This is a genomic window from Citrobacter sp. Cpo032, from assembly GCF_030332975.1.
Taxonomy (GTDB): Bacteria; Pseudomonadota; Gammaproteobacteria; order Enterobacterales; family Enterobacteriaceae; genus Citrobacter; species Citrobacter portucalensis.
Map to the genome: position 1 here is coordinate 39,157 of NZ_JAOWGU010000050.1, position 22,429 is coordinate 61,585.

The 22,429-nt window shown below is 54.2% G+C and carries 21 protein-coding genes and 4 tRNA genes; 17 read left to right on the forward strand and 8 right to left on the reverse strand.

The window, feature by feature from the left end; all coding sequences use genetic code 11:
- Positions 1-6: 6 nt before the first annotated feature.
- From OGY33_RS20965 to OGY33_RS20980, 4 genes are all read left to right on the forward strand, one after another.
- A tRNA-Arg gene (locus tag OGY33_RS20965) sits at positions 7-83 on the forward strand.
- 56 nt (positions 84-139) lie between these two features.
- A tRNA-His gene (locus OGY33_RS20970) sits at positions 140-215 on the forward strand.
- Positions 216-235: 20 nt separating this feature from the next.
- Positions 236-321 (forward strand) — tRNA-Leu (locus tag OGY33_RS20975).
- 41 nt (positions 322-362) lie between these two features.
- Positions 363-439, forward strand: a tRNA-Pro gene (locus OGY33_RS20980).
- A 454-nt stretch (positions 440-893) separates the two neighbouring features.
- Here OGY33_RS20980 and hemY read toward each other — a convergent pair.
- Genes hemY through hemC form a run of 4 tightly spaced genes read right to left on the reverse strand, consistent with a single transcriptional unit; the run spans position 894 to position 4,971 of the window.
- The gene (gene hemY / locus OGY33_RS20985; RefSeq protein ID WP_048215221.1) at positions 894-2,093 is read right to left on the reverse strand and encodes a protoheme IX biogenesis protein HemY; all 1,200 of its coding nucleotides are present in this window, start codon (positions 2,091-2,093) and stop codon (positions 894-896) included.
- Positions 2,094-2,095: 2 nt separating this feature from the next.
- Complete coding sequence (gene hemX, locus OGY33_RS20990) at positions 2,096-3,271, reverse strand: uroporphyrinogen-III C-methyltransferase (protein WP_003828975.1); 1,176 nt, start codon at positions 3,269-3,271, stop codon at positions 2,096-2,098.
- Between the two features lie 21 nt (positions 3,272-3,292).
- A complete protein-coding gene (gene hemD / locus OGY33_RS20995) occupies positions 3,293-4,033 on the reverse strand; it encodes a uroporphyrinogen-III synthase (protein WP_191238978.1) in 741 nt (246 codons plus the stop codon).
- Entirely contained in the window at positions 4,030-4,971 is a 942-nt protein-coding gene (hemC, locus tag OGY33_RS21000) for a hydroxymethylbilane synthase (protein WP_003828972.1), read from the reverse strand. The genes hemD and hemC overlap by 4 nt, the downstream gene beginning before the upstream one ends.
- Positions 4,972-5,365: 394 nt before the next feature.
- Between hemC and cyaA the strand changes: the two genes are divergently transcribed.
- Complete coding sequence (gene cyaA / locus OGY33_RS21005; protein ID WP_032934207.1) at positions 5,366-7,912, forward strand: class I adenylate cyclase; 2,547 nt, start codon at positions 5,366-5,368, stop codon at positions 7,910-7,912.
- A 75-nt stretch (positions 7,913-7,987) separates the two neighbouring features.
- Here cyaA and cyaY read toward each other — a convergent pair whose 3' ends face one another.
- Complete coding sequence (gene cyaY / locus OGY33_RS21010) at positions 7,988-8,308, reverse strand: iron donor protein CyaY (protein WP_003828967.1); 321 nt, start codon at positions 8,306-8,308, stop codon at positions 7,988-7,990.
- A gap of 138 nt (positions 8,309-8,446) precedes the next feature.
- Here cyaY and lptM point away from each other — a divergent pair, with 138 nt between their 5' ends.
- The 8 genes from lptM (at position 8,447) to corA (ending at position 15,503) form a co-directional block, all read left to right on the forward strand.
- Complete coding sequence (gene lptM / locus OGY33_RS21015) at positions 8,447-8,650, forward strand: LPS translocon maturation chaperone LptM (RefSeq protein WP_003017937.1); 204 nt, start codon at positions 8,447-8,449, stop codon at positions 8,648-8,650.
- A gap of 49 nt (positions 8,651-8,699) precedes the next feature.
- Positions 8,700-9,524 carry a diaminopimelate epimerase gene (gene dapF / locus OGY33_RS21020; RefSeq protein WP_003017933.1) on the forward strand — a complete coding sequence of 275 codons (825 nt, stop codon included), beginning with the start codon at positions 8,700-8,702 and terminating at the stop codon, positions 9,522-9,524.
- On the forward strand, positions 9,521-10,228 hold the full coding sequence (locus OGY33_RS21025) for a DUF484 domain-containing protein (protein ID WP_008787084.1): 708 nt from the start codon (positions 9,521-9,523) through the stop codon (positions 10,226-10,228). The genes dapF and OGY33_RS21025 overlap by 4 nt, the downstream gene beginning before the upstream one ends.
- The gene (gene xerC / locus OGY33_RS21030; protein WP_103015294.1) at positions 10,225-11,127 is read left to right on the forward strand and encodes a tyrosine recombinase XerC; all 903 of its coding nucleotides are present in this window, start codon (positions 10,225-10,227) and stop codon (positions 11,125-11,127) included. The genes OGY33_RS21025 and xerC overlap by 4 nt, the downstream gene beginning before the upstream one ends.
- Positions 11,127-11,843 (forward strand): 5-amino-6-(5-phospho-D-ribitylamino)uracil phosphatase YigB, encoded by a 717-nt coding sequence (gene yigB, locus OGY33_RS21035; RefSeq protein ID WP_079935195.1) that lies wholly within the window; start codon positions 11,127-11,129, stop codon positions 11,841-11,843. The genes xerC and yigB overlap by 1 nt, the downstream gene beginning before the upstream one ends.
- An 88-nt stretch (positions 11,844-11,931) precedes the next feature.
- Positions 11,932-14,094 (forward strand): DNA helicase II, encoded by a 2,163-nt coding sequence (uvrD, locus tag OGY33_RS21040; RefSeq protein WP_003828957.1) that lies wholly within the window; start codon positions 11,932-11,934, stop codon positions 14,092-14,094.
- Between the two features lie 247 nt (positions 14,095-14,341).
- A complete protein-coding gene (gene ysgD, locus OGY33_RS21045) occupies positions 14,342-14,398 on the forward strand; it encodes a YsgD/CorL family protein (protein ID WP_212723238.1) in 57 nt (18 codons plus the stop codon).
- Positions 14,399-14,552: 154 nt separating this feature from the next.
- Positions 14,553-15,503: a magnesium/cobalt transporter CorA gene (gene corA, locus OGY33_RS21050; protein WP_003017920.1), complete on the forward strand. Its 951-nt coding sequence runs from the start codon at positions 14,553-14,555 to the stop codon at positions 15,501-15,503.
- A gap of 73 nt (positions 15,504-15,576) precedes the next feature.
- Here the strand turns inward: corA and rarD are convergent, their stop codons facing one another.
- Both rarD and yigI read right to left on the reverse strand, forming a co-directional pair.
- Positions 15,577-16,470, reverse strand: a complete 894-nt coding sequence (gene rarD / locus OGY33_RS21055) for an EamA family transporter RarD (protein WP_048215218.1) — start codon at positions 16,468-16,470, stop codon at positions 15,577-15,579.
- A gap of 51 nt (positions 16,471-16,521) precedes the next feature.
- Complete coding sequence (gene yigI / locus OGY33_RS21060; protein ID WP_003017917.1) at positions 16,522-16,989, reverse strand: acyl-CoA thioesterase YigI; 468 nt, start codon at positions 16,987-16,989, stop codon at positions 16,522-16,524.
- Positions 16,990-17,154: 165 nt separating this feature from the next.
- Between yigI and pldA the strand changes: the two genes are divergently transcribed.
- The 3 genes from pldA to rhtC all read left to right on the forward strand — a co-directional run bounded on the left by pldA (position 17,155) and on the right by rhtC (position 20,626).
- The gene (gene pldA / locus OGY33_RS21065) at positions 17,155-18,024 is read left to right on the forward strand and encodes a phospholipase A (protein WP_003828947.1); all 870 of its coding nucleotides are present in this window, start codon (positions 17,155-17,157) and stop codon (positions 18,022-18,024) included.
- Positions 18,025-18,112: 88 nt separating this feature from the next.
- Positions 18,113-19,942 (forward strand): ATP-dependent DNA helicase RecQ, encoded by a 1,830-nt coding sequence (gene recQ / locus OGY33_RS21070; protein ID WP_008787089.1) that lies wholly within the window; start codon positions 18,113-18,115, stop codon positions 19,940-19,942.
- 63 nt (positions 19,943-20,005) lie between these two features.
- Complete coding sequence (gene rhtC, locus OGY33_RS21075; protein ID WP_003828942.1) at positions 20,006-20,626, forward strand: threonine export protein RhtC; 621 nt, start codon at positions 20,006-20,008, stop codon at positions 20,624-20,626.
- 45 nt (positions 20,627-20,671) lie between these two features.
- Here rhtC and rhtB read toward each other — a convergent pair whose 3' ends face one another.
- Positions 20,672-21,292, reverse strand: coding sequence for a homoserine/homoserine lactone efflux protein (rhtB, locus tag OGY33_RS21080; protein WP_003828938.1), 621 nt, complete (start codon positions 21,290-21,292; stop codon positions 20,672-20,674).
- A gap of 110 nt (positions 21,293-21,402) precedes the next feature.
- On the opposite strand from rhtB, the gene pldB reads away from it, so the two are divergent.
- Complete coding sequence (gene pldB / locus OGY33_RS21085; RefSeq protein ID WP_003017911.1) at positions 21,403-22,419, forward strand: lysophospholipase L2; 1,017 nt, start codon at positions 21,403-21,405, stop codon at positions 22,417-22,419.
- Positions 22,420-22,429: the final 10 nt, after the last annotated feature.

Below are 22,429 nucleotides of genomic sequence, written 5' to 3' on the forward strand. Positions count from 1 at the left end.
CGCTAAGCGCCCGTAGCTCAGCTGGATAGAGCGCTGCCCTCCGGAGGCAGAGGTCTCAGGTTCGAATCCTGTCGGGCGCACCATTTAGTAGGGTGCCAGAGCTGCGGTGGTTTTAATACCGCGTAAAAGATTTGCAGTGGTGGCTATAGCTCAGTTGGTAGAGCCCTGGATTGTGATTCCAGTTGTCGTGGGTTCGAATCCCATTAGCCACCCCATTAATTTAAAGTTGTGAAATGCGAAGGTGGCGGAATTGGTAGACGCGCTAGCTTCAGGTGTTAGTGTCCTTAGGATGTGGGGGTTCGAGTCCCCCCCCTCGCACCACGACTTAAAGAATTGAACTAAAAATTCAAAAAGCAGTAAAACGGCGAGTAGCGCAGCTTGGTAGCGCAACTGGTTTGGGACCAGTGGGTCGGAGGTTCGAATCCTCTCTCGCCGACCAATTTTGAACCCCGCTTCGGCGGGGTTTTTTGTTTTCTGATTTCCCTTCTTAGCCTTCGCATCTGCGAATTTCCTGAAGTCTTAAAAAGTCCGAATACCTGGTTTTTGCAGTGCAATCGTGGCATGCGTTGTGCAATAATATGCGGGTAGATGCTCATTCCATCTCTTATGTTCGCCATCTGGCCTCATAAACTCAGGAATGATGCAGAGCCGTTTACGGTGCTTATCGTCCACAGACAGATGTCGCTCAGGCCTCATCAAACACCATGGACATAACGTTGAGTGAAGCACCCATTTATGTTGTCATACAGACCTGTTTAACGCCTGCTCCTTACCGAGCGGGCGTTTTTTTATGCATAAACAAAATCCTTCGAGCGACTTCTCGAAGGATTTTGTTTATACGATTGAAAAATATGTAGGCCCGGTAAGCGAAAGCGCCACCGGGCATTCAGGAGTTACTGCGGGGGATTGTTGTTCTGCAGCGTCAACATCAGGCCATCACGGCGCATGGTGGCGGCTTCTTCCGGCTGGTGCAGTCTGTCCAGCGCGTCAGCAAGCCAGGCGTAGTCATAGGCATCCGGGCGCTGTTTGAGAGCGGCACGGAAGGCGAGCGTAGCTTCCTGCCATTCCCCATGCTTCATTAACGACTGACCCAGCGTACTCCACAGCAACGGGCGATCGCCCACGGCTTTAATCTGCTGGCGCAGCACTTTTTCTATCTGTTCCGGATTATTGGTTTTCAGACGCGGGATCGGCAGCACCAGGCGGTCATCGTACTGACGTTTCAAACCATCAATGATGACCTGCTGCGCCGTATCGTGATCGTCACACTCAATCAGATGTTCAGCCATTGCTACCTGCAAAGCAACCTGATGACGGGTTTTACGGCTCTGGTTTTTCCACCATGCACGCAGCCCCTCGCTGCCCTGATCGGCGCGGACTTGATCCATCAAGCCAACCCATGCCTGTTGTTCCAGCATGGCGCGGTGCTCGTCATCACCCACATGCGCTTTTGCCATGGATGGGATGATATCCAGCAAGGAACTCCATGCGCCGGTGCGTATGTAGGCCTGCTCAGCCAGACGCAGCACTTCCGGATGGCGCGGCGTCACTTCCAGCAGTTTGTCTACGCTGTGGCGTGCAGCGTGATTTTCATTACGCGCCAGTTGCAGGCGAACGCGAGCGATTTCTACCGGGATCGTATCATTTCCGGCCAGTTCGGCAGCACGCTCAAGGTGTTGGTTGGCGCGCGCTTCGTCACCGCGCTGCTGAGCCGCTTCTGCCGCCAGCAGGTAATTCACTACCGGCTGTTCTGCATGATCGGCATTTTTCGACATCAGCTTCTCAACCTGCTGATAGTCACCTTCTGCCAGTTTGAGTAGGGCCTGTTCGGTCTGCTTACGGGCGCGACGGCGCTTACGACCCACAAACCACCCACGGGTATGTGCGCCGGTGCGGAAGATTCGGCGCAACAGCCATTCAATCGCAAACAGGACGACCATGGCGACGATCAGGATGATCACCAGGCCCGTCACGCTGGTTTCGATATTGTAGTTATCCGTCTGGATCAGCACGTAACCCTGATGACCAGCTATCATCGGACCGACGACGATCCCGGCGATCAACAGCACAAAGAGCAACAATACTTTTAGCATCATTATTCTCCTTGCGGCGCGGTTGCCGGAGCGTCTGTCGAAGGCGCTGGCGCTGCTGCTACCGGTGCTGTGGCAGGCTGCGCCAGTAAATTACGTACGCGGGTCTGCATTAACTTGTCGAGAATAGCCTGGCTCTGCAGCGTTTCCGGAACATCCATACTGATGCTTTGCTGGCTCAGTTGGTCTACTTCTTCAAGGAACGCTTTGGTCGCTGCATCGTCGGTGTCGTAGTAAGCACGCACCCATGTGGAGACATTTTCCAGCGCCTGGCGGTATGTCTCTTCCTGGTGACGCGGCACGGCCTGTGCGGCCACTAACAGACGAGAACGGATGTTCTCTCGTAAGTAAACGTCCTGGTTCGGTGCCAGCAGCGGGACGGCGGTTTCATCACGACGGCGAATAGTGATAAAGCTGTCCATAAAGTTCTGCCAGCTTTTTTGCAGATTGACGCGCCATTCACTAATCGAACTGGAAAGCTCGCTGCTGTCAGAGTCCATTGGAGAATCGTCGGTGTCGTTGTCGGCCAGACGCAGGTTATCAATCTGATTAGAGAGCTGATTCACTTTCAGGATAATGCCGTCATAGTCGACCTGAGTCACCGCGGACAGGCTCGCGATGTCGTCAGTAATCGCACGTCGCGCGGTAATTAAGCTCGGGTCGTTCATATCTGCCAGACTGGCGTCGGCGCTTTTCAACAGCGCCGCGGCGGTGGTGACGTCCTGATCGCTCCATAATTTACGACCGGCCAGTTTCACCAGAAAATCAGCCTGCGCCAGCAGCCATGTGCCAGCATCGCTGCCGGAGATGGTGGCGACTTTTTGCTGGACCTCATCAAGCTGTTTGACCAGCGCGGCCTGCTGGCGAGTGGCTTCATCCAGCTGTGTTGCCTGCTGTTTAATAATGCCTTCCAGCTCAGCTTTTTGGCTTTCCTGCGCTTTTTGCAGCGCCGTCAGCTGGTTCGCCAGCGCATCGCTGGTTGCCGTTTGTGTTGTTGCCTGTTGTTTCCCCCAGCCGTACAGCCCAACGCCTGCAGCCAGCGCAATAGCAATCGCCACAGCGCTCAGAATCAGCGCCGTGCTGTTCTTACTCTTTTTTTCAGTATTGACTGGCTGTGACGTGGTTTCCACGGCCTCCCTGGTCTCTTCAACCACGGCGGAGGATTTTTCTTGTTCCGTCATTATGGCATCCCATTATGAGAGTTATTGTAATGCGCGTAGTAGCGCATCGTTGTCGGCGTTATCAGCGACCTTAATATCTTGCCAGCCCAGTTCCCGGGCGAGGTGCGCCAGACGCTCACTGACGACCAACAGCCGACAGCGTAGTAACCAGTGCTCACGATACCACTGCGGAATGAGCGACCAGAGCTGTTGTAGCATCTCTCCGCTGGTGACAACCACCGTGGTTACGCCACGGGATTGCCAGCGCATAGCTTCTTCCGCACCATCGTAATGTTTTGCACTGCGTTGATAACATTCACAAAAATCGACATCGGCTCCGCGTGTCGTCAGGGTTTCACCTATCAGCTCCCGGCCACCGTTGCCGCGTAATATAAGCGCGCGTTTTCCCGCAATATTTTGTAATTCAGGTAATTGTAGCAAGACTTCGCTAATTTCCCGATCCAGAGGGTAGTGAATATTGAAGCCGCTAACAGTATGCAGCGCCAGCGCCGTTGTACGGCCAATGGCAAAATAACGCGGAAGGGATGGCCAGCTTTTCTCTTGCTGGTGAAGCTCGGCATCTGCAAAGGTGACGGCGTGCTGCGAGAGAGCGAAGACCAGATCGTTCTCCGTCAGCGCCGACAGTCGGGAAGCAACCGTTGCCAGTTCCCGACCAGGTGAAAACTCGATGAGCGGAAAACTCCAGGCTACCTGCCCCAGTGTGCGCAGTCGGCTCACTAACTCTTCCCCTGCGGGAGACGGGCGGGTGACCAGAATACTCATGCGGGGGCTTCTCCGTTATAAACTTCCGCCAGAATGGCGCGCGCACCGTTCTCCAGCAGTTCTTCTGCCAGAGAGATGCCCATCTGTTCGGCATCTTGTGTAGCGCCGCGACGTTCTCCGCATACCATCTGTGAACCGTCTGGCGCGCCGACCAGCGCACGTAGCCAAATCTCACCGTCGATGATTTCGGCATAGCTACCAATAGGTACCTGACATCCCCCTTCCAGGCGGGTGTTCATGGCGCGTTCTGCTTTGACGCGTAGCGCGGTCTCTTCATGGTTGAGCGGCGCTAACAGCGCCTGAGTGCGCATATCATCCAGTCGACATTCTATGCCTACTGCGCCTTGCCCGACAGCGGGCAGGGAGACTTCTGGCGGCAGAGCGGTGCGGACTCGCGACTCAAGACCTAAACGTTTTAATCCGGCGACCGCCAGAATAATGGCGTCATAATCGCCGTTATCCAGTTTGCTGAGGCGCGTGCCTACGTTGCCGCGCAGCGAACGGATGACGAGATCCGGGCGACGCTTCGCCAACTGGCACTGGCGGCGCAAACTGGATGTCCCGACGATGCTGCCTGCGGGGAGTTCATCCAGCGAGTTGTACTTATTTGAGACGAAAGCATCACGCGGATCCTCTCGCTCACAAATGGTGACCAGTCCAAGACCGTCAGGGAATTCAACCGGCACATCCTTCATGGAATGCACAGCGATATCGGCGCGTTTTTCCAGCAGCGCGACTTCCAGCTCTTTAACAAACAACCCTTTCCCCCCAACCTTCGCCAGCGGGGTATCAAGGATCACATCGCCACGGGTTACCATAGGAACCAGTTCCACGATCAGACCGGGGTGGTTTGCCATTAAGGCGTCTTTGACATAATGTGCCTGCCAGAGCGCAAGGGGGCTTTGGCGTGTGGCAATTCTCAAAACATTGTCTAACATGCTTGTTACCGTCATTATCAATCATTGACCATCCTAACATCCTTATCAAAGGGATGTCAGCGTTACGCTCAAACGTAAGTGAGAGGAAAAGGCGCTGCATCATCACTGGCAGTGAATAATGACGAGAAACCTCCCGACCGTATGAAGGAATTTACACGTAACGAACGGTGCTACACTTGTATGTAGCGCATCTTTCTTTACGGTCAATGAGCAAGGTGTTAAATTGATCACGTTTTAGACCATTTTTTCGGCTGAACAGCATAAAAAAATATGGGCGAAAAACAGGTAACGGTTATTTTTGACATACGGTTTATCCGAATTGATGGCGATTATTGTGAGCGCTTGCGCCGCGGCAATCGACAACATGACGGATAGCAACATCAGGCGATACGTCTTGTACCTCTATATTGAGACTCTGAAACAGAGACTGGATGCCATAAATCAACTGCGTGTGGATCGCGCGCTTGCTGCCATGGGACCTGCCTTCCAGCAGGTATACAGTCTGCTGCCGACATTATTGCACTACCACCATCCGCTGATGCCGGGTTACCTCGATGGTAACGTTCCCAAAGGCATATGCTTTTACACGCCTGATGAAACCCAACGCCACTACCTGAACGAACTGGAACTGTACCGCGGTATGTCGCCGCAGGATCCTCCCAAGGGCGAACTGCCGATCACCGGCGTTTACTCAATGGGTAGCACCTCTTCGGTAGGGCAAAGCTGTTCCTCTGACCTTGATATCTGGGTCTGCCATCAATCTTGGCTGGATAGCGAAGAGCGCCAGCTGCTGCAGCGAAAATGTAGCCTGCTGGAAAGCTGGGCCGCTTCGCTGGGCGTAGAAGTCAGTTTCTTCCTGATTGATGAAAACCGTTTCCGTCACAATGAAAGCGGCAGTCTTGGTGGTGAAGACTGTGGCTCGACGCAGCATATCCTGTTGCTTGATGAATTCTATCGCACCGCTGTGCGCCTCGCGGGTAAACGTATTCTGTGGAATATGGTGCCGGGCGACGAAGAAGAGCATTACGACGATTACGTCATGACGCTCTACGCACAGGGGGTGTTAACGCCAAACGAATGGCTGGATCTCGGCGGGCTCAGTTCGCTTTCCGCCGAAGAGTACTTTGGCGCCAGCCTCTGGCAGTTGTACAAGAGTATCGACTCCCCGTACAAAGCGGTGCTGAAAACGCTGCTGCTGGAAGCCTATTCCTGGGAATACCCAAATCCACGCCTGTTGGCGAAAGATATTAAACAGCGCCTGCATGACGGCGAGATCGTCTCTTTTGGTCTCGATCCTTACTGCATGATGCTGGAGCGCGTTACCGAGTACCTCACGGCGATCGAAGATCCGACGCGCCTGGATTTAGTGCGTCGATGTTTCTACTTAAAAGTGTGTGAGAAACTGAGCCGTGAGCGCGCCTGCGTGGGCTGGCGTCGTGAAGTATTAAGTCAGTTAGTGAAAGAGTGGGGCTGGGATGACGCCCGTCTGACCATGCTGGATAACCGCGCTAACTGGAAGATTGACCAGGTACGCGAAGCACATAACGAACTGCTCGATGCGATGATGCAGAGCTATCGTAACCTGATCCGCTTTGCGCGGCGCAATAACCTCAGCGTCAGCGCCAGCCCGCAGGATATCGGCGTGCTGACCCGTAAGCTGTATGCCGCGTTTGAAGCGTTGCCGGGTAAAGTCACGCTGGTGAACCCGCAGATATCTCCGGATCTCTCGGAACCGAATCTGACCTTTATCCATGTACCGCCGGGTCGCGCCAACCGTTCAGGTTGGTATCTCTACAACCGCGCGCCTAACATGGACTCGATCATCAGTCATCAGCCGCTGGAATATAACCGCTATCTCAACAAGCTGGTGGCGTGGGCCTGGTTCAATGGCCTGCTGACCTCGCGTACGCATTTGTTTATTAAGGGCAACGGCATTGTTGATTTGCCGAAGCTGCAGGAAATGGTCGCCGACGTGTCGCACCACTTCCCGCTGCGACTGCCTGCACCAACGCCGAAAGCGCTCTATAGCCCATGCGAAATTCGCCATCTGGCGATTATCGTTAACCTCGAATATGACCCAACGGCCGCATTCCGTAATCAGGTGGTACATTTTGATTTCCGTAAGCTGGACGTCTTCAGCTTTGGCGAAGAGCAAAATTGCCTGGTAGGAAGCGTCGACCTGCTGTACCGCAACTCGTGGAATGAAGTGCGTACGCTGCACTTCAACGGCGAGCAGGCGATGATTGAAGCGTTAAAAACGATTCTGGGCAAAATGCACCAGGATGCCGCGCCGCCAGATAGCGTCGAGGTCTTCTGCTATAGCCAGCATCTGCGCGGTTTAATTCGCACCCGCGTCCAGCAACTGGTGTCTGAGTGCATCGAATTACGCCTCTCCAGCACCCGTCAGGAAACCGGACGTTTCAAAGCGCTGCGTGTTTCCGGCCAGACGTGGGGATTGTTCTTCGAGCGCCTGAACGTTTCGGTACAGAAGCTGGAAAACGCAATTGAATTCTATGGCGCAATTTCACATAACAAACTGCACGGGCTTTCCGTCCAGGTTGAGACCAACCATGTGAAACTGCCGTCGGTGGTCGACGGTTTTGCCAGCGAAGGGATTATTCAGTTCTTTTTCGAAGAAACGGGTGATGAGCAGGGCTTTAATATCTACATTCTGGACGAAAGCAATCGGGCCGAGGTGTATCACCACTGCGAAGGTAGCAAAGAGGAGTTGGTACGCGACGTCAGCCGTTTCTACTCATCGTCGCACGATCGTTTTACCTACGGCTCCAGCTTCATCAACTTTAACCTGCCGCAGTTCTATCAGATTGTGAAAACCGACGGGCGCGCGCAGGTGATTCCGTTCCGCACCCAGCCGATTAGCGCTGTCCCGCCAGCCAGTCAGGACAACGACACGCCGCTGTTACAGCAGTATTTCTCGTGAGTTAACTTGCCCGGTGGCGCTATGTTTACCGGGCCTACAGTAGGCCGGATAAGCAAAGCGCATCCGGCAAATAAATCAACGGAAGCTCACCTCTTCACCCGCCTGCTGCGTTGCCGCCTGTTCCAACAGATCCCAGAACGTTTCGCCGCTCCGGTCGCAGATCCACTCGTCGCCTTTCAGGTCAAAGTGGTAGCCGCCCTGTTTGGTCGCCAGCCACACCTGGTGCAGCGGCTCCTGACGGTTAATGATAATTTTGCTGCCGTTTTCGAAGCTGATGGTCAGCACGCCGCCGTTGATCTCACAATCGATATCGCTGTCGCCATCCCAGTCATCCAGACGTTCTTCAATGGTCATCCACAGGGTGTCAGCAAGGCGATGAAATTCACTGTCGTTCATTTTCTTATCCTATTTTTCGTGATGCCCGCAGTATAACGTGGAATAAATCGCGATGCAGTTTTTAGCCAAACTCTTGCTTTTACGCCTTCTCCTGCGATGATAGAAAACAGAAAGCATGAACTTTACAGGCAATCCATAATGAAAAACGTGTTAAAGCCACTCGCTGTCATTTTTACTCTGTTCAGCCTGACGGGCTGTGGGTTAAAAGGCCCGCTCTATTTCCCGCCAGCTGATAAAACCGCGCCGCCTCCGACCAAGAGCGTTCAGCCGCAATCGCAATCCACCACGCCTGAGAAAAACGATCGTGGGATTAGTGATGGGCCTTCTCAGGTGAATTACTAACGGCAGGAATAGATTTTACATTTCTGTACCCGCGTGAACGGAGTGAATGATGCAATTCTCTAAAATGCATGGCCTTGGCAACGATTTTATGGTCGTCGACGCGGTAACGCAGAATGTCTTTTTCTCACCAGAGCTGATCCGCCGCCTGGCCGACAGACATCTCGGCGTTGGATTTGATCAACTGCTGGTGGTTGAGCCTCCGTATGATCCGGAGCTGGATTTCCACTACCGTATTTTTAATGCCGACGGCAGTGAAGTGTCACAGTGTGGCAATGGCGCCCGCTGTTTTGCCCGTTTTGTTCGCCTGAAAGGGCTGACTAATAAACGTGATATTCGCGTCAGTACCGCGAATGGTCGTATGGTATTAACCGTAACCGACGACGAGCTGGTGCGGGTGAATATGGGCGAACCCAATTTTGAACCCTCGCAGGTTCCTTTTCGCGCTAACAAAGCAGAGAAGACCTATATTATGCGCGCGGCCGAACAGACAGTATTGTGCGGCGTGGTTTCAATGGGGAACCCGCACTGCGTGATTCAGGTTGATGATGTTGATACGGCCACGGTAGAAACACTGGGACCGGTTCTGGAAAGCCACGAACGCTTCCCTGAACGCGCCAATATCGGATTTATGCAGGTGGTAAAACGCGAGCATATCCGACTGCGCGTCTATGAGCGCGGCGCGGGTGAAACGCAGGCCTGCGGCAGCGGTGCGTGCGCTGCCGTTGCGGTCGGTATCCAGCAGGGTCTGCTGGCAGAAGAAGTGAGGGTGGAATTACCGGGCGGTCGACTTGATATCGCCTGGAAAGGTCCGGGTCATCCGCTGTATATGACTGGCCCGGCGGCACATGTCTACGACGGATTTATTCACTTATGAAGCAACCAGGGGAAGAACTACAGGAAACGCTCATGGAGCTGGACGACCGGGCGGTCGTCGATTACCTGCAACGTAATCCTGAGTTTTTTATCCGTAATGCCCAGGCCGTTGAAGCGATGCGAGTTCCGCACCCAGTGCGGGGCACGGTCTCTTTAGTGGAATGGCATATGGCGCGGGCACGTAATCATATTAACGTGCTGGAAGAGAACATGGCGTTGTTGATGGAACAAGCCAACGCCAATGAAAGCCTGTTCTATCGTCTGTTAAATCTGCAAGGGCGGCTGGTGTCGGCCAGCAGTCTTGACGACATGCTGATGCGATTTCATCGCTGGGCGCGTGAGTTAGGGCTGGCCGGAGCGACGGTTCGTCTGTTCCCGGATCGCTGGCGACTTGGCGCGCCATCAAAATTCACCCATCTGGCATTAAGCCGTCAGGCTTTTGAACCGCTGCGTATCCAGCGTCTGGGTCAGTCACAGCACTATCTTGGGCCGCTCAATGGTCCGGAATTGCTGGTCATGATGCCGGAGGCGAAAGCCATAGGCTCGGTGGCGATGTCGATGCTCGGGCAAGATGGCTCTCTGGGCGTGATGCTGTTTAGCAGCCGTGACGTTAATCATTACCAGCAGGGGCAAGGCACGCAATTGCTGCAGGAAATCTCGCTGATGTTGCCGGAACTGCTGGAGCGCTGGATTGAACGCGTATGACCGATTCACCCCTTTCTCAGGATGTGGCGCGCTTTTTGCGCTATCTGGGCGTTGAGCGTCAGCTTAGCCCGGTCACATTGCTTAATTATCAGCGTCAGCTTGATGCCATCATTGCGTTAGCCGGAGAGACCGGTCTGCAAAGCTGGCAACAATGTGATGCTGCGATGGTACGTAGTTTTGCTGTTCGCAGCCGTCGTAAAGGACTGGGGCCGGCGAGTCTGGCACTGCGTCTCTCCGCGTTACGCAGTTTCTTCGATTGGCTGGTTAATCAGGGCGAGCTGAAAGCTAATCCGGCAAAAAGCGTTTCCGCGCCGAAAGCACCGCGTCATCTCCCTAAAAATATCGATGTCGACGATGTTAATCGTCTGCTGGATATCGATCTCAACGATCCCCTTGCTGTGCGCGATAGAGCAATGCTGGAAGTGATGTACGGCGCGGGTCTGCGTTTATCTGAGTTGGTTGGGCTGGATATTAAACATCTCGACCTCGACACCGGCGAAGTGTGGGTGATGGGTAAGGGCAGTAAAGAGCGTCGTCTGCCGATTGGCCGCAACGCGGTGGCGTGGATTGAGCACTGGCTGGATCTACGCGGGCTATTTGGCAGCGATGACGATGCGCTATTTCTGTCCAAACTGGGCAAACGTATCTCGGCGCGTAACGTGCAGAAACGATTTGCTGAATGGGGTATCAAGCAGGGGCTGAACAGCCACGTACATCCCCACAAATTGCGTCACTCCTTTGCGACGCATATGCTTGAGTCGAGCGGCGATCTGCGCGGAGTGCAGGAGTTATTGGGGCATGCCAATCTCTCCACGACCCAAATTTATACCCATCTTGATTTTCAACACCTGGCTTCAGTGTACGATGCGGCGCATCCGCGCGCCAAACGGGGGAAATAATGCGTTTTTACCGGCCTTTGGGGCGCATTTCTGCGCTCACCTTTGACCTTGATGACACCCTTTACGATAACCGTCCCGTTATCAAACGCACCGAGCAGGAAGCGCTCGCGTTTGTACAGAATTACCACCCGGCGTTGAATTCGCTGCAAAATAGCGACCTACAGCGCTTACGTCAGGCCGTTCGCGACGCTGAGCCGGAAATCTATCACGACGTTACCCAATGGCGTCACCGCGCCGTAGAGCGCGCTATGCTGGAGGCGGGGTTGTCAGCGGCAGAAGCCAGAATGGGGGCGAATGCGGCGATGATGAATTTTGCCAAATGGCGTAGCCGCATTGAAGTCCCGCAGACGACGCATGACACGCTGAAGGCGCTGGCTCGCAAATGGCCGCTGGTGGCGATCACCAACGGTAACGCGCAGCCGGAACTGTTTGGCCTGGGTGATTACTTTGAGTTTGTGCTGCGCGCCGGTCCCGACGGGCGATCAAAACCCTTTAGCGACATGTACACCTTGGCGGCGGAAAAACTGAAAATGCCTGTGGGTGAGATTCTGCACGTGGGTGATGACCTGACGACGGACGTCGCGGGCGCCATCCGTTGTGGTATGCAGGCCTGCTGGATCAAACCGGAAAATGCCGACCTGATGCAAACCGCAGACAGTCGTTTGCTGCCGCATATCGAAATTTCACAGTTGGCATCTCTGACCTCGCTGATATAATCACCAGCAGAACTCTGTATATATACCCAGCTTTTTGGCGGATGGCGCTACGCTTATCCGCCTTACCTACTTTTACGCGGCGGTGCCAATGGACGTTTCTTACCTGCTCGACAGCCTTAATGATAAACAGCGTGAAGCGGTGGCCGCGCCACGCAGCAACATGCTGGTTCTGGCAGGCGCGGGGAGTGGTAAAACGCGCGTGCTGGTGCACCGTATCGCCTGGTTACTGACGGTTGAGAACAACTCGCCGTACTCCATTATGGCGGTGACCTTTACCAACAAAGCGGCGGCGGAAATGCGCCACCGTATCGGCCAGATCATGGGAACCAGCCAGGGCGGTATGTGGGTGGGGACATTCCACGGTCTGGCCCACCGTCTGCTGCGCGCGCACCATATGGATGCGAACCTGCCGCAGGATTTTCAGATCCTCGACAGTGAAGACCAACTGCGTTTGCTCAAGCGTCTGATCAAGGCGATGAACCTTGATGAGAAGCAGTGGCCGCCGCGTCAGGCGATGTGGTTCATCAACAGCCAGAAAGACGAAGGGCTGCGTCCGCATCATCTGCAAAGCTACGGCAACCCGGTTGAGCAAACCTGGCAGAAAGTGTATCAGGCTTACCAGGAAGCGTGTGACCGCGCGGGGCTGGTGGATTTCGCCGAGCTGCTGCTGCGCGCCCACGAGCTGTGGCTCAACAAACCGCATATCCTGCAGCACTACCGCGAACGTTTTACCAATATCCTGGTGGACGAATTTCAGGATACCAACAACATTCAGTACGCGTGGATCCGCCTGCTGGCGGGCGATACCGGCAAGGTAATGATCGTCGGCGATGACGATCAGTCGATCTATGGCTGGCGCGGAGCGCAGGTGGAGAACATCCAGCGCTTCCTCACTGATTTCCCCGGCGCAGAAACTATTCGCCTGGAGCAGAACTACCGCTCGACTAACAATATCCTCAGCGCGGCCAACGCCCTGATTGAAAACAACAACGGGCGTCTGGGTAAAAAGCTGTGGACCGATGGCGTCGACGGCGAACCGATCTCGCTGTATTGCGCGTTCAACGAACTCGATGAAGCGCGCTTCGTGGTCAATCGCATCAAAACCTGGCAGGACAACGGTGGTGCGCTGGAGCAATGCGCCATTCTGTATCGCAGCAACGCCCAGTCGCGCGTACTGGAAGAGGCGTTGTTACAGGCCAGCATGCCGTATCGGATTTATGGCGGGATGCGTTTCTTCGAACGCCAGGAAATCAAAGATGCGCTCTCTTACCTGCGCCTGATCGCCAACCGCAATGACGACGCCGCATTTGAACGTGTGGTGAATACACCCACCCGCGGGATTGGCGATCGTACTTTAGATGTGGTGCGTCAGACCTCCCGTGACCGCCAGCTAACGTTGTGGCAGGCCTGTCGTGAGCTGTTGCAGGAAAAAGCCCTCGCGGGTCGCGCCGCCAGCGCCTTACAGCGCTTTATGGAGCTGATTGACGCACTGGCGCAGGAGACCGCCGATATGCCGCTGCACGTGCAGACTGACCGGGTGATTAAAGACTCCGGCCTGCGCATGATGTACGAGCAGGAAAAAGGCGAGAAAGGCCAGACGCGTATCGAAAACTTAGACGAACTGGTGACGGCAACGCGCCAGTTCAGCTACAACGAAGAAGACGAAGACTTAATGCCGCTGCAGGCGTTCCTGTCTCACGCCGCGCTGGAAGCGGGCGAAGGGCAGGCGGATACCTGGCAGGATGCGGTACAGCTGATGACGCTGCACTCGGCGAAAGGTCTGGAGTTCCCGCAGGTGTTTATCGTGGGGATGGAAGAAGGTATGTTCCCCAGCCAGATGTCGCTGGACGAAGGTGGTCGCCTCGAAGAAGAGCGCCGTCTGGCTTACGTAGGTGTGACCCGCGCGATGCAAAAGCTGACGCTGACCTACGCCGAAACGCGTCGTCTGTACGGCAAAGAGGTTTACCATCGTCCGTCGCGCTTTATCGGCGAACTGCCGGAAGCGTGCGTTGAAGAGGTTCGCCTGCGCGCCACTGTCAGCCGACCGGTGAGCCATCAGCGGATGGGTACGCCAATGGCGGAAAATGATACCGGCTATAAGCTCGGCCAGCGAGTGCGCCACGCTAAATTTGGCGAGGGCACTATCGTCAACCTGGAAGGAAGCGGCGAACACAGTCGTTTGCAGGTCGCGTTCCAGGGGCAGGGGATCAAATGGCTGGTTGCCGCCTACGCCAGACTGGAAACGGTATGATCGCCTGATGTCGCTGCGCTTATCAGGCCTACGCGGAACGTAATATTTTGATTTGTAGGCCGGATAAGGCGAAGCCGCCATCCGGCTATCTGTCGGTTAATATTCTGAAATCATAGATAAATAATTCCCCTCTGCTAACCTTTCTGTATAAGGGGAAATTATTACTTTTTCGCCATCCGTTGCGTGTTGACGTCAAAATTTTGCTGGCGTAACATGCGCGCACGATTACGCTAAGAGGACATTCGCCTTGGACACACCCAGTAGATACTGGCTCATTATCCTGTCATCCAGGATCAACTCCTAAGGCTATCCCTTTTTGCTGATAGCCTTCGCGGTTGTCAGCGACCTTCTGTTTTTTCCCGTCGCGCTGAGTCAGGCTGTTTAATGGTCTGAAACCCAATTTGTTTCTGTGTGCCCTCCGAACTGTCCGATAATTTTTTGCATTGGGAGTCCCGGTCATGCTGAGCGCATTTCAACTGGAAAACAATCGTTTAACTCGCCTTGAGGCAGACGAGATCGAGCACCTGGCCAGTTCGGTTTGGGTCGATTTAGTCGAGCCGGATGACGAAGAACGAAACCGTGTGCAAAAGGACTTGGGCCAGAATCTGGCTACGCGCCCTGAACTGGAAGACATCGAAGCATCCGCACGTTTTTTTGAAGACGAAGACGGTCTGCACATCCACTCCTTCTTCTTTTACGAAGACGCCGACGATCACGCGGGTAACTCAACCGTCGCATTTACCATTCGCGAAGGCCGCCTGTTTACTCTGCGCGAGCGCGAACTGCCGGCCTTCCGCCTGTACCGCATGCGTGCGCGTAACCAGGCTATGGTGGATGGCAACGCCTACGAGCTGTTGCTCGACCTGTTCGAAACCAAAATTGAACAGCTGGCAGATGAAATCGAAAACATCTACAGCGACCTGGAAAAACTCAGCCGTGTGATCATGGAAGGGCGTCAGGGCGATGAGTATGACGAAGCGCTGTCGACGTTGGCGGAACTGGAAGATATCGGCTGGAAAGTACGTCTGTGTCTGATGGATACCCAGCGCGCGCTGAACTTCCTGGTACGTAAAGCGCGTTTGCCGGGCAGTCAGCTGGAGCAGGCGCGTGAGATCCTGCGCGATATCGAATCCCTGCTGCCTCATAATGAATCGCTGTTCCAGAAGGTTAACTTCCTGATGCAGGCGGCGATGGGCTTTATCAACATCGAGCAGAACCGCATCATCAAGATCTTCTCGGTGGTTTCTGTGGTATTCCTGCCGCCGACGCTGGTGGCTTCCAGCTACGGGATGAACTTTGAGTTTATGCCGGAATTGCACTGGAGCTTCGGTTACCCGGGCGCGATTGTCTTTATGATGCTCGCGGGACTGGCGCCGTATCTGTACTTTAAGCGCAAGAACTGGCTGTAATCACTGTACTTTATCCGGCCTACGGCGATGTGCTTTTGTAGGCCGGATAAGCGAAGCGCCATCCGGCACTCCCCTAGCTCCGACGAACCCGTCGTTGCGTATAAATCGCATCCATCACGAAAATCGCCAGTGCCACCCAGATAAACGCAAACGTGACCATTTTATCCGTTCCCGGAACTTCACCATAGAAGGTGACGGCCAGCAGGAACATCAGCGTAGGCCCGATATACTGGAAGAATCCCAGCGTTGACAGACGCAGGCGGGTTGCCGCGCCGGTAAAGCACAGCAGCGGAATAGTGGTCACGACACCCGCGGCAATCAGCAGCAGGTTGAGCGAGATGGGGTTTTGCCCCATATGGCTGGTTGAGCTGTCCGCAATGCCAAACAGATAGATGGCGGCGACAGGTAAAAGCCACAGGGTTTCGATCAGCATGCCGGTTTGTGCTTCGACGGCAATCTTCTTGCGCACCAGCCCATAGAACGCAAAGCTGAACGCCAGTCCCAGCGCGATTATTGGCAGCGATCCGAAGGTCCACAGCTGTACCAGCACGCCGCAGGCGGCTAACAGTACCGCCAGCCACTGCATGCGACGAAAGCGCTCACCGAGGAATAGCATTCCCAGCACAATATTCACCAGTGGGTTAATAAAATAGCCGAGGCTGGCTTCCAGCATATGGTGATTATTGACCGCCCAAATGAACAGCAGCCAGTTTCCGCCGATGAGCACTGCAGAGAGCGCCAGCAGGAAGATCTTCTTTGGCGTTTGTAGCAGCGTTTTGACGCCTGACCACTGGCGGCTGATGCTCATCAGTACCACCATAAAGAAAAATGACCAGATGACGCGGTGCGTCAGGATCTCATCCGCCGGAACATAGTAAATCAGCTTGAAGTAGGCGGGAGCGATACCCCAAATAAAATAAGCAGCAAGAGCGAGTAGTACGCCCTGCCGCGTTTGTTTAGCATCCATTGGGAAAACTCATTGCAGAAATGTAACAGCAGTTTACCTTTTTTTAGGCACTTACCCCACCATATAAGTGGCGGTTGCGCTGGCAATATAAAGCTGTTCTTCGTTATGCAATTCCACGCGCGCAACAGCGACTTTATTACCCGCCCGCAGCAGGCTACTGGTGGCGGTAAAGCGATTCCCTCTTCCGGGGCGCAGATAATCAACACGCAAATCGATTGTACCCATGCGTGACATCCGCTGACGCAGTTCGTCCTCGCTGATCGTTTCATGGCGGGTCAGCGTACTCCCAACGCATACCAGCCCGGCGGCGACGTCCAGCGCTGAGGCGATCACGCCGCCATGCAGAATGCTTTGCGCCCAGTTGCCGACCATCATCGGTTGGTTATTAAAGGCTAATTGAGCAAATTCTTTCTCATAGCGTTCGAGCTCCAGTCCCAGCGCCCGGTTAAACGGCATATGATAGACAAACATTTCACCCACTAACTTCAGCGCTTCCTCAGCAGTAAGTACGGCAGACATACGATCCCTACATCTTGATGGTTAATGAAATGTTGATATTATGCTTATTATTTGTTGTTTTCTACTTTGGGACGGGATAACTAACGAGGAACTAGCTAAGTATGTAGAATACTTGCCAGATAATTATACAATTCATCAATATTTTGGTTCAGGAGAACATTACCGATGCGGGCGATTCTGGGATGGTTACTACCAGCAATTATGCTGCCGTTGACCGCGTATGCGCAGGAAGCGACAGTGAAAGAGATTCATGATGCACCGGCGGTTCGTGGCAGTATTATCGCCAATATGCTGCAGGAACATGACAACCCTTTCACGCTTTATCCTTATGACACCAACTATCTTATTTACACCAATACCAGCGACATGAACAAAGAGGCGATCAGCAGTTATAGCTGGTCCGAAAATGCGCGCAAAGATGAAGTTAAGTTTCAGCTAAGCCTGGCGTTTCCGCTCTGGCGCGGGATATTAGGCCCAAACTCGGTACTTGGCGGTTCCTATACCCAGAAGTCCTGGTGGCAGCTTTCGAACAGTGAAGAGTCTTCACCGTTTCGCGAAACCAACTACGAACCGCAATTGTTCCTCGGTTTCGCCACCGACTATCGCTTTGCCGGTTGGACGCTTCGTGATGTCGAAATGGGTTATAACCATGACTCCAACGGCCGTTCCGATCCCACGTCACGTAGCTGGAACCGTCTTTATACCCGTCTGATGGCTGAAAATGGTAACTGGCTGGTGGAAGTTAAGCCGTGGTACGTGATTGGTAGCACCGACGATAACCCTGATATCACTAAATACATGGGTTACTATCAGCTGAAAATGGGGTATCACCTGGGGGACGCGGTTATCAGCGTGAAAGGCCAGTACAACTGGAATACCGGCTACGGCGGCGCAGAGCTGGGGGCCAGTTATCCTATCACGAAGCATGTGCGTCTATACACTCAGGTCTACAGTGGTTACGGCGAATCGCTGATTGACTACAACTTCAATCAGACGCGTGTTGGTGTGGGCGTGATGCTCAACGATATCTTCTGATAAGTATTGAGAGTATTTTAATCATTGCAGTTTCTCTCTCAGGCGCTGAAAATAGCGCCTGTTTTTATTTCGGGCGAATGGGGTTAATGTGGCGCAGGCGGAAGTGTTGAATCTGGAAATGGGCGCTAAACAGGTTTTGCAGGAAACCTTTGGCTACCAACAGTTTCGCCCCGGTCAGGAAGAAATCATTGATACCGTGCTCTCTGGTCGCGACTGCCTGGTCGTTATGCCGACCGGCGGCGGTAAATCCCTGTGCTATCAAATTCCCGCATTATTGCTAAACGGACTCACCGTTGTTGTTTCCCCGCTGATTTCCCTGATGAAAGATCAGGTCGATCAACTGCTAGCCAACGGCGTGGCGGCGGCGTGCCTGAATTCTACTCAAAGTCGTGAACAGCAGCTTGAGGTGATGGCGGGCTGCCGCAGCGGGCAGATTCGCTTACTGTATATTGCGCCCGAACGCCTGATGCTGGATAACTTCCTTGAGCATCTGGCGCACTGGAATCCGGTGCTGCTGGCGGTTGATGAAGCGCACTGTATTTCGCAGTGGGGGCATGATTTCCGCCCCGAGTACGCTGCGCTGGGCCAGTTACGTCAGCGTTTCCCGACGCTGCCGTTTGTGGCGCTGACCGCGACCGCGGATGAGACAACCCGACTGGACATTGTGCGTCTGCTGGGACTGAACGATCCGTTAATTCAGATCAGCAGCTTTGACCGCCCGAACATTCGCTACATGCTGATGGAGAAGTTTAAGCCGCTCGATCAGCTGATGCGCTACGTGCAAGAGCAGCGCGGTAAGTCTGGCATTATCTATTGTAACAGTCGCGCCAAAGTCGAAGACACCGCCGCGCGTCTGCAAAGCCGTGGCATCAGCGCCGGGGCTTATCATGCCGGGCTGGAAAACGCTGTACGCGCCGAGGTGCAGGAGAAATTCCAGCGTGATGACCTGCAAATCGTAGTGGCGACCGTGGCGTTCGGTATGGGGATCAACAAACCTAACGTACGCTTCGTGGTGCATTTCGATATTCCGCGCAATATCGAATCCTATTACCAGGAAACCGGCCGCGCCGGGCGTGATGGCCTGCCGGCGGAAGCCATGCTGTTTTACGATCCGGCTGATATGGCATGGCTACGCCGTTGCCTCGAAGAGAAACCCGCTGGGCAACTACTGGATATCGAGCGTCATAAGCTCAATGCGATGGGGGCGTTTGCCGAGGCGCAGACCTGTCGTCGTCTGGTGCTGCTGAACTATTTTGGCGAAGGGCGTCAGGAGCCTTGCGGTAACTGCGATATCTGTCTCGACCCGCCAAAACAGTACGACGGACTTATGGATGCGCGCAAAGCGCTGTCGACGATTTACCGTGTTAACCAACGCTTCGGCATGGGGTACGTCGTGGAAGTGCTGCGCGGAGCGAATAACCAGCGTATTCGCGAACTGGCTCATGACAAACTGCCGGTCTATGGCATTGGTCGCGAGCAAAGCCACGAACACTGGGTGAGCGTTATTCGCCAGCTTATTCACCTGGGCCTGGTGACGCAGAATATTGCTCATCACTCCGCGTTACAGCTAACAGAAGCCGCGCGTCCGGTGTTGCGCGGTGACGTTGCGTTACAGCTTGCTGTACCACGTATTGTGGCGCTGAAACCGCGTGCGATGCAGAAATCCTTCGGTGGTAACTACGACCGCAAACTGTTCGCCAAATTGCGTAAGCTGCGTAAAGCCATTGCCGACGAAGAGAACATTCCGCCGTACGTGGTGTTCAACGACGCCACGCTGATTGAAATGGCGGAGCAGATGCCGGTTTCACCGAGTGAAATGCTAAGCGTCAACGGTGTGGGGATGCGGAAACTTGAGCGTTTCGGTAAAGAGTTTATGGCGCTTATTCGCGCACACGTTGATGGTGACGACGAAGAGTAGTCAGCCGGGCAAAAAAGTGCCAGGATGGTGACTCACTGAACTATTCCCCCGCGAGTCATTTTTATGTTAACGCTATTTTTCACCGTTGCGTTGGTGCATATCGTTGCGCTGATGAGCCCCGGTCCCGATTTCTTTTTTGTTTCTCAAACTGCGGTTAGCCGTTCGCGCAAAGAAGCTATGATGGGCGTGCTGGGCATTACCTGCGGCGTCATGGTCTGGGCTGGCGTGGCACTGCTCGGCCTGCATCTGATTATCGAAAAAATGGCCTGGCTGCATACCATTATTATGGTAGGCGGGGGGCTGTATCTGTGCTGGATGGGTTATCAGATGCTGCGCGGCGCGTTTAAAAAACAGGATGTTGCAGCGCCCACTCCGCAGGTGGAGCTGGCGCAGAGCGGACGCAGCTTTTTGAAAGGTCTGCTGACCAACCTGGCGAACCCTAAAGCCATTATCTATTTTGGCTCCGTCTTCTCATTGTTCGTTGGCGACAACGTGGGAACGGGCGCGCGTTGGGGGATCTTTGCTCTGATTATCGTGGAAACGTTGGCGTGGTTTACCGTGGTCGCCAGCCTGTTTGCGCTCCCGAAAATGCGTCGTGGCTATCAGCGTCTGGCGAAGTGGATTGATGGTTTTGCCGGCGCGCTGTTCGCAGGCTTCGGTATCCATCTGATTATTTCGCGCTAATTTACCAGCAGGCCGGATAAGCGCTAGCGCCATCCGGCACTCACATCACGCATGCCTTGCCGATGCCAGCAGGGCGCCTATCAGCATAAACAGCGAGCCAAACACTTTGTTGAGCGCCTTCATTTGCTTTGGCCCTTTAATCCAGCCAGCAATGCGCGTGGCCAACGTCGCGTAACCGATCATCACAATGATATCGACCACGATGGTCGTGACGCCAAGCACCACGTACTGCATCAACTGCGGTTCTTGCGGCAGGATAAACTGCGGGAACAGAGCGGCAAGGAAAACTATGCTCTTAGGATTGGTCAGATTAACAAAGACCGCGCGTTTGAACAGCCGGCTGCGCGATTGCGTATTCGCCATGGTATTCAGATCGATAGCACCCGCCGCGCGCCATTGCTGAATACCCAGCCAAATCAGATAGGCCGCTCCCGCCCACTTCAGCACCTCAAATGCGATCACCGAACGTGAAAATAGCGTTCCCAGTCCTACGCCAACCAGAACGATATGAATACCCAACCCGGTCTGCAAACCCGCAATCGACGCGCTGGCACCGCGATATCCGTGGCTGATGGCGGTGGTCATGGTATTGATAGCGCCAGAGCCTGGGGACAAGCTCAAAATAATAGAGGTCAGCAGGTAAGCGAACCACCATTCAAAGGTCATGAGAAACTCCCGGATTGTCTATTATTATGCCACAATACGCTACTGCCGTTAGGTTGTGTCAGTGACGGCGAAAAAAACGATTTTACTTGGTCAGCGAGGCTGGATACCCGATGTTTCAGCAGCAAAAAGACTGGGAAACAAGAGAAAACGCGTTTGCTGCTTTTTCCATGGGGCCACTGACAGATTTCTGGCGTCAGCGGGAAGAAGCGGAATTTACGGGCGTGGATGATATTCCCGTACATTTTGTTCGTTTTCATGCAGAAAAAAACGATCGCGTCATCGTCGTCTGTCCTGGACGCATTGAAAGTTACGTGAAATACGCTGAACTGGCGTATGACCTGTTTCATTCTGGTTTTGACGTTCTCATTATCGATCACCGTGGCCAGGGGCGTTCCGGGCGTATGCTTTCGGATCCGCACCGCGGTCATGTCGATAACTTTAATGATTATGTCGACGATCTAACCGCCTTCTGGCAGCAGGAAGTGCTACCCGGCCCGTGGAGAAAACGCTATATCCTGGCGCATTCAATGGGCGGGGCGATTGCCACGTTATTCCTGCAACGCCACCCGAATCAGTGTGATGCCATCGCGCTTTGCGCACCGATGTTTGGTATTGTGATGCGCTTTCCCGACTGGATGGTGCGCCATATACTGGACTGGGCCGAAGGGCATCCGCGGATCCGCGAAGGCTATGCGATGGGAACCGGGCGCTGGCGGGCGCTGCCGTTCGGTATGAATGCGTTAACCCATAGTCGACAGCGCTATCGGCGCAATCTACGCTTTTATGCTGATGAGCCGCGGTTGCGCGTTGGCGGTCCCACCTATCACTGGGTACGTGAAGGGATTCTGGCTGGCGAACAGGTTTTGGCTGGCGCCGGGGATGATGCGACGCCGACGCTGCTGATTCAGGCTGAAGAAGAGCGTGTGGTAGATAACCGCATGCACGATCGTTTTTGTGAACTCCGCGCCGCAGCAGGCCATCCTGTAGAAGGGGGGCAGCCGCTTGTCATCAAAGGCGCGTACCATGAGATCCTTTTTGAAAAGGACGCCATGCGCTCAGTCGCGCTTAACGCTATTGTCGAATTTTTCGACAAGCATAACTCATCCAGCGGAACCCGCTTTGCCTAGAGGTTGAATT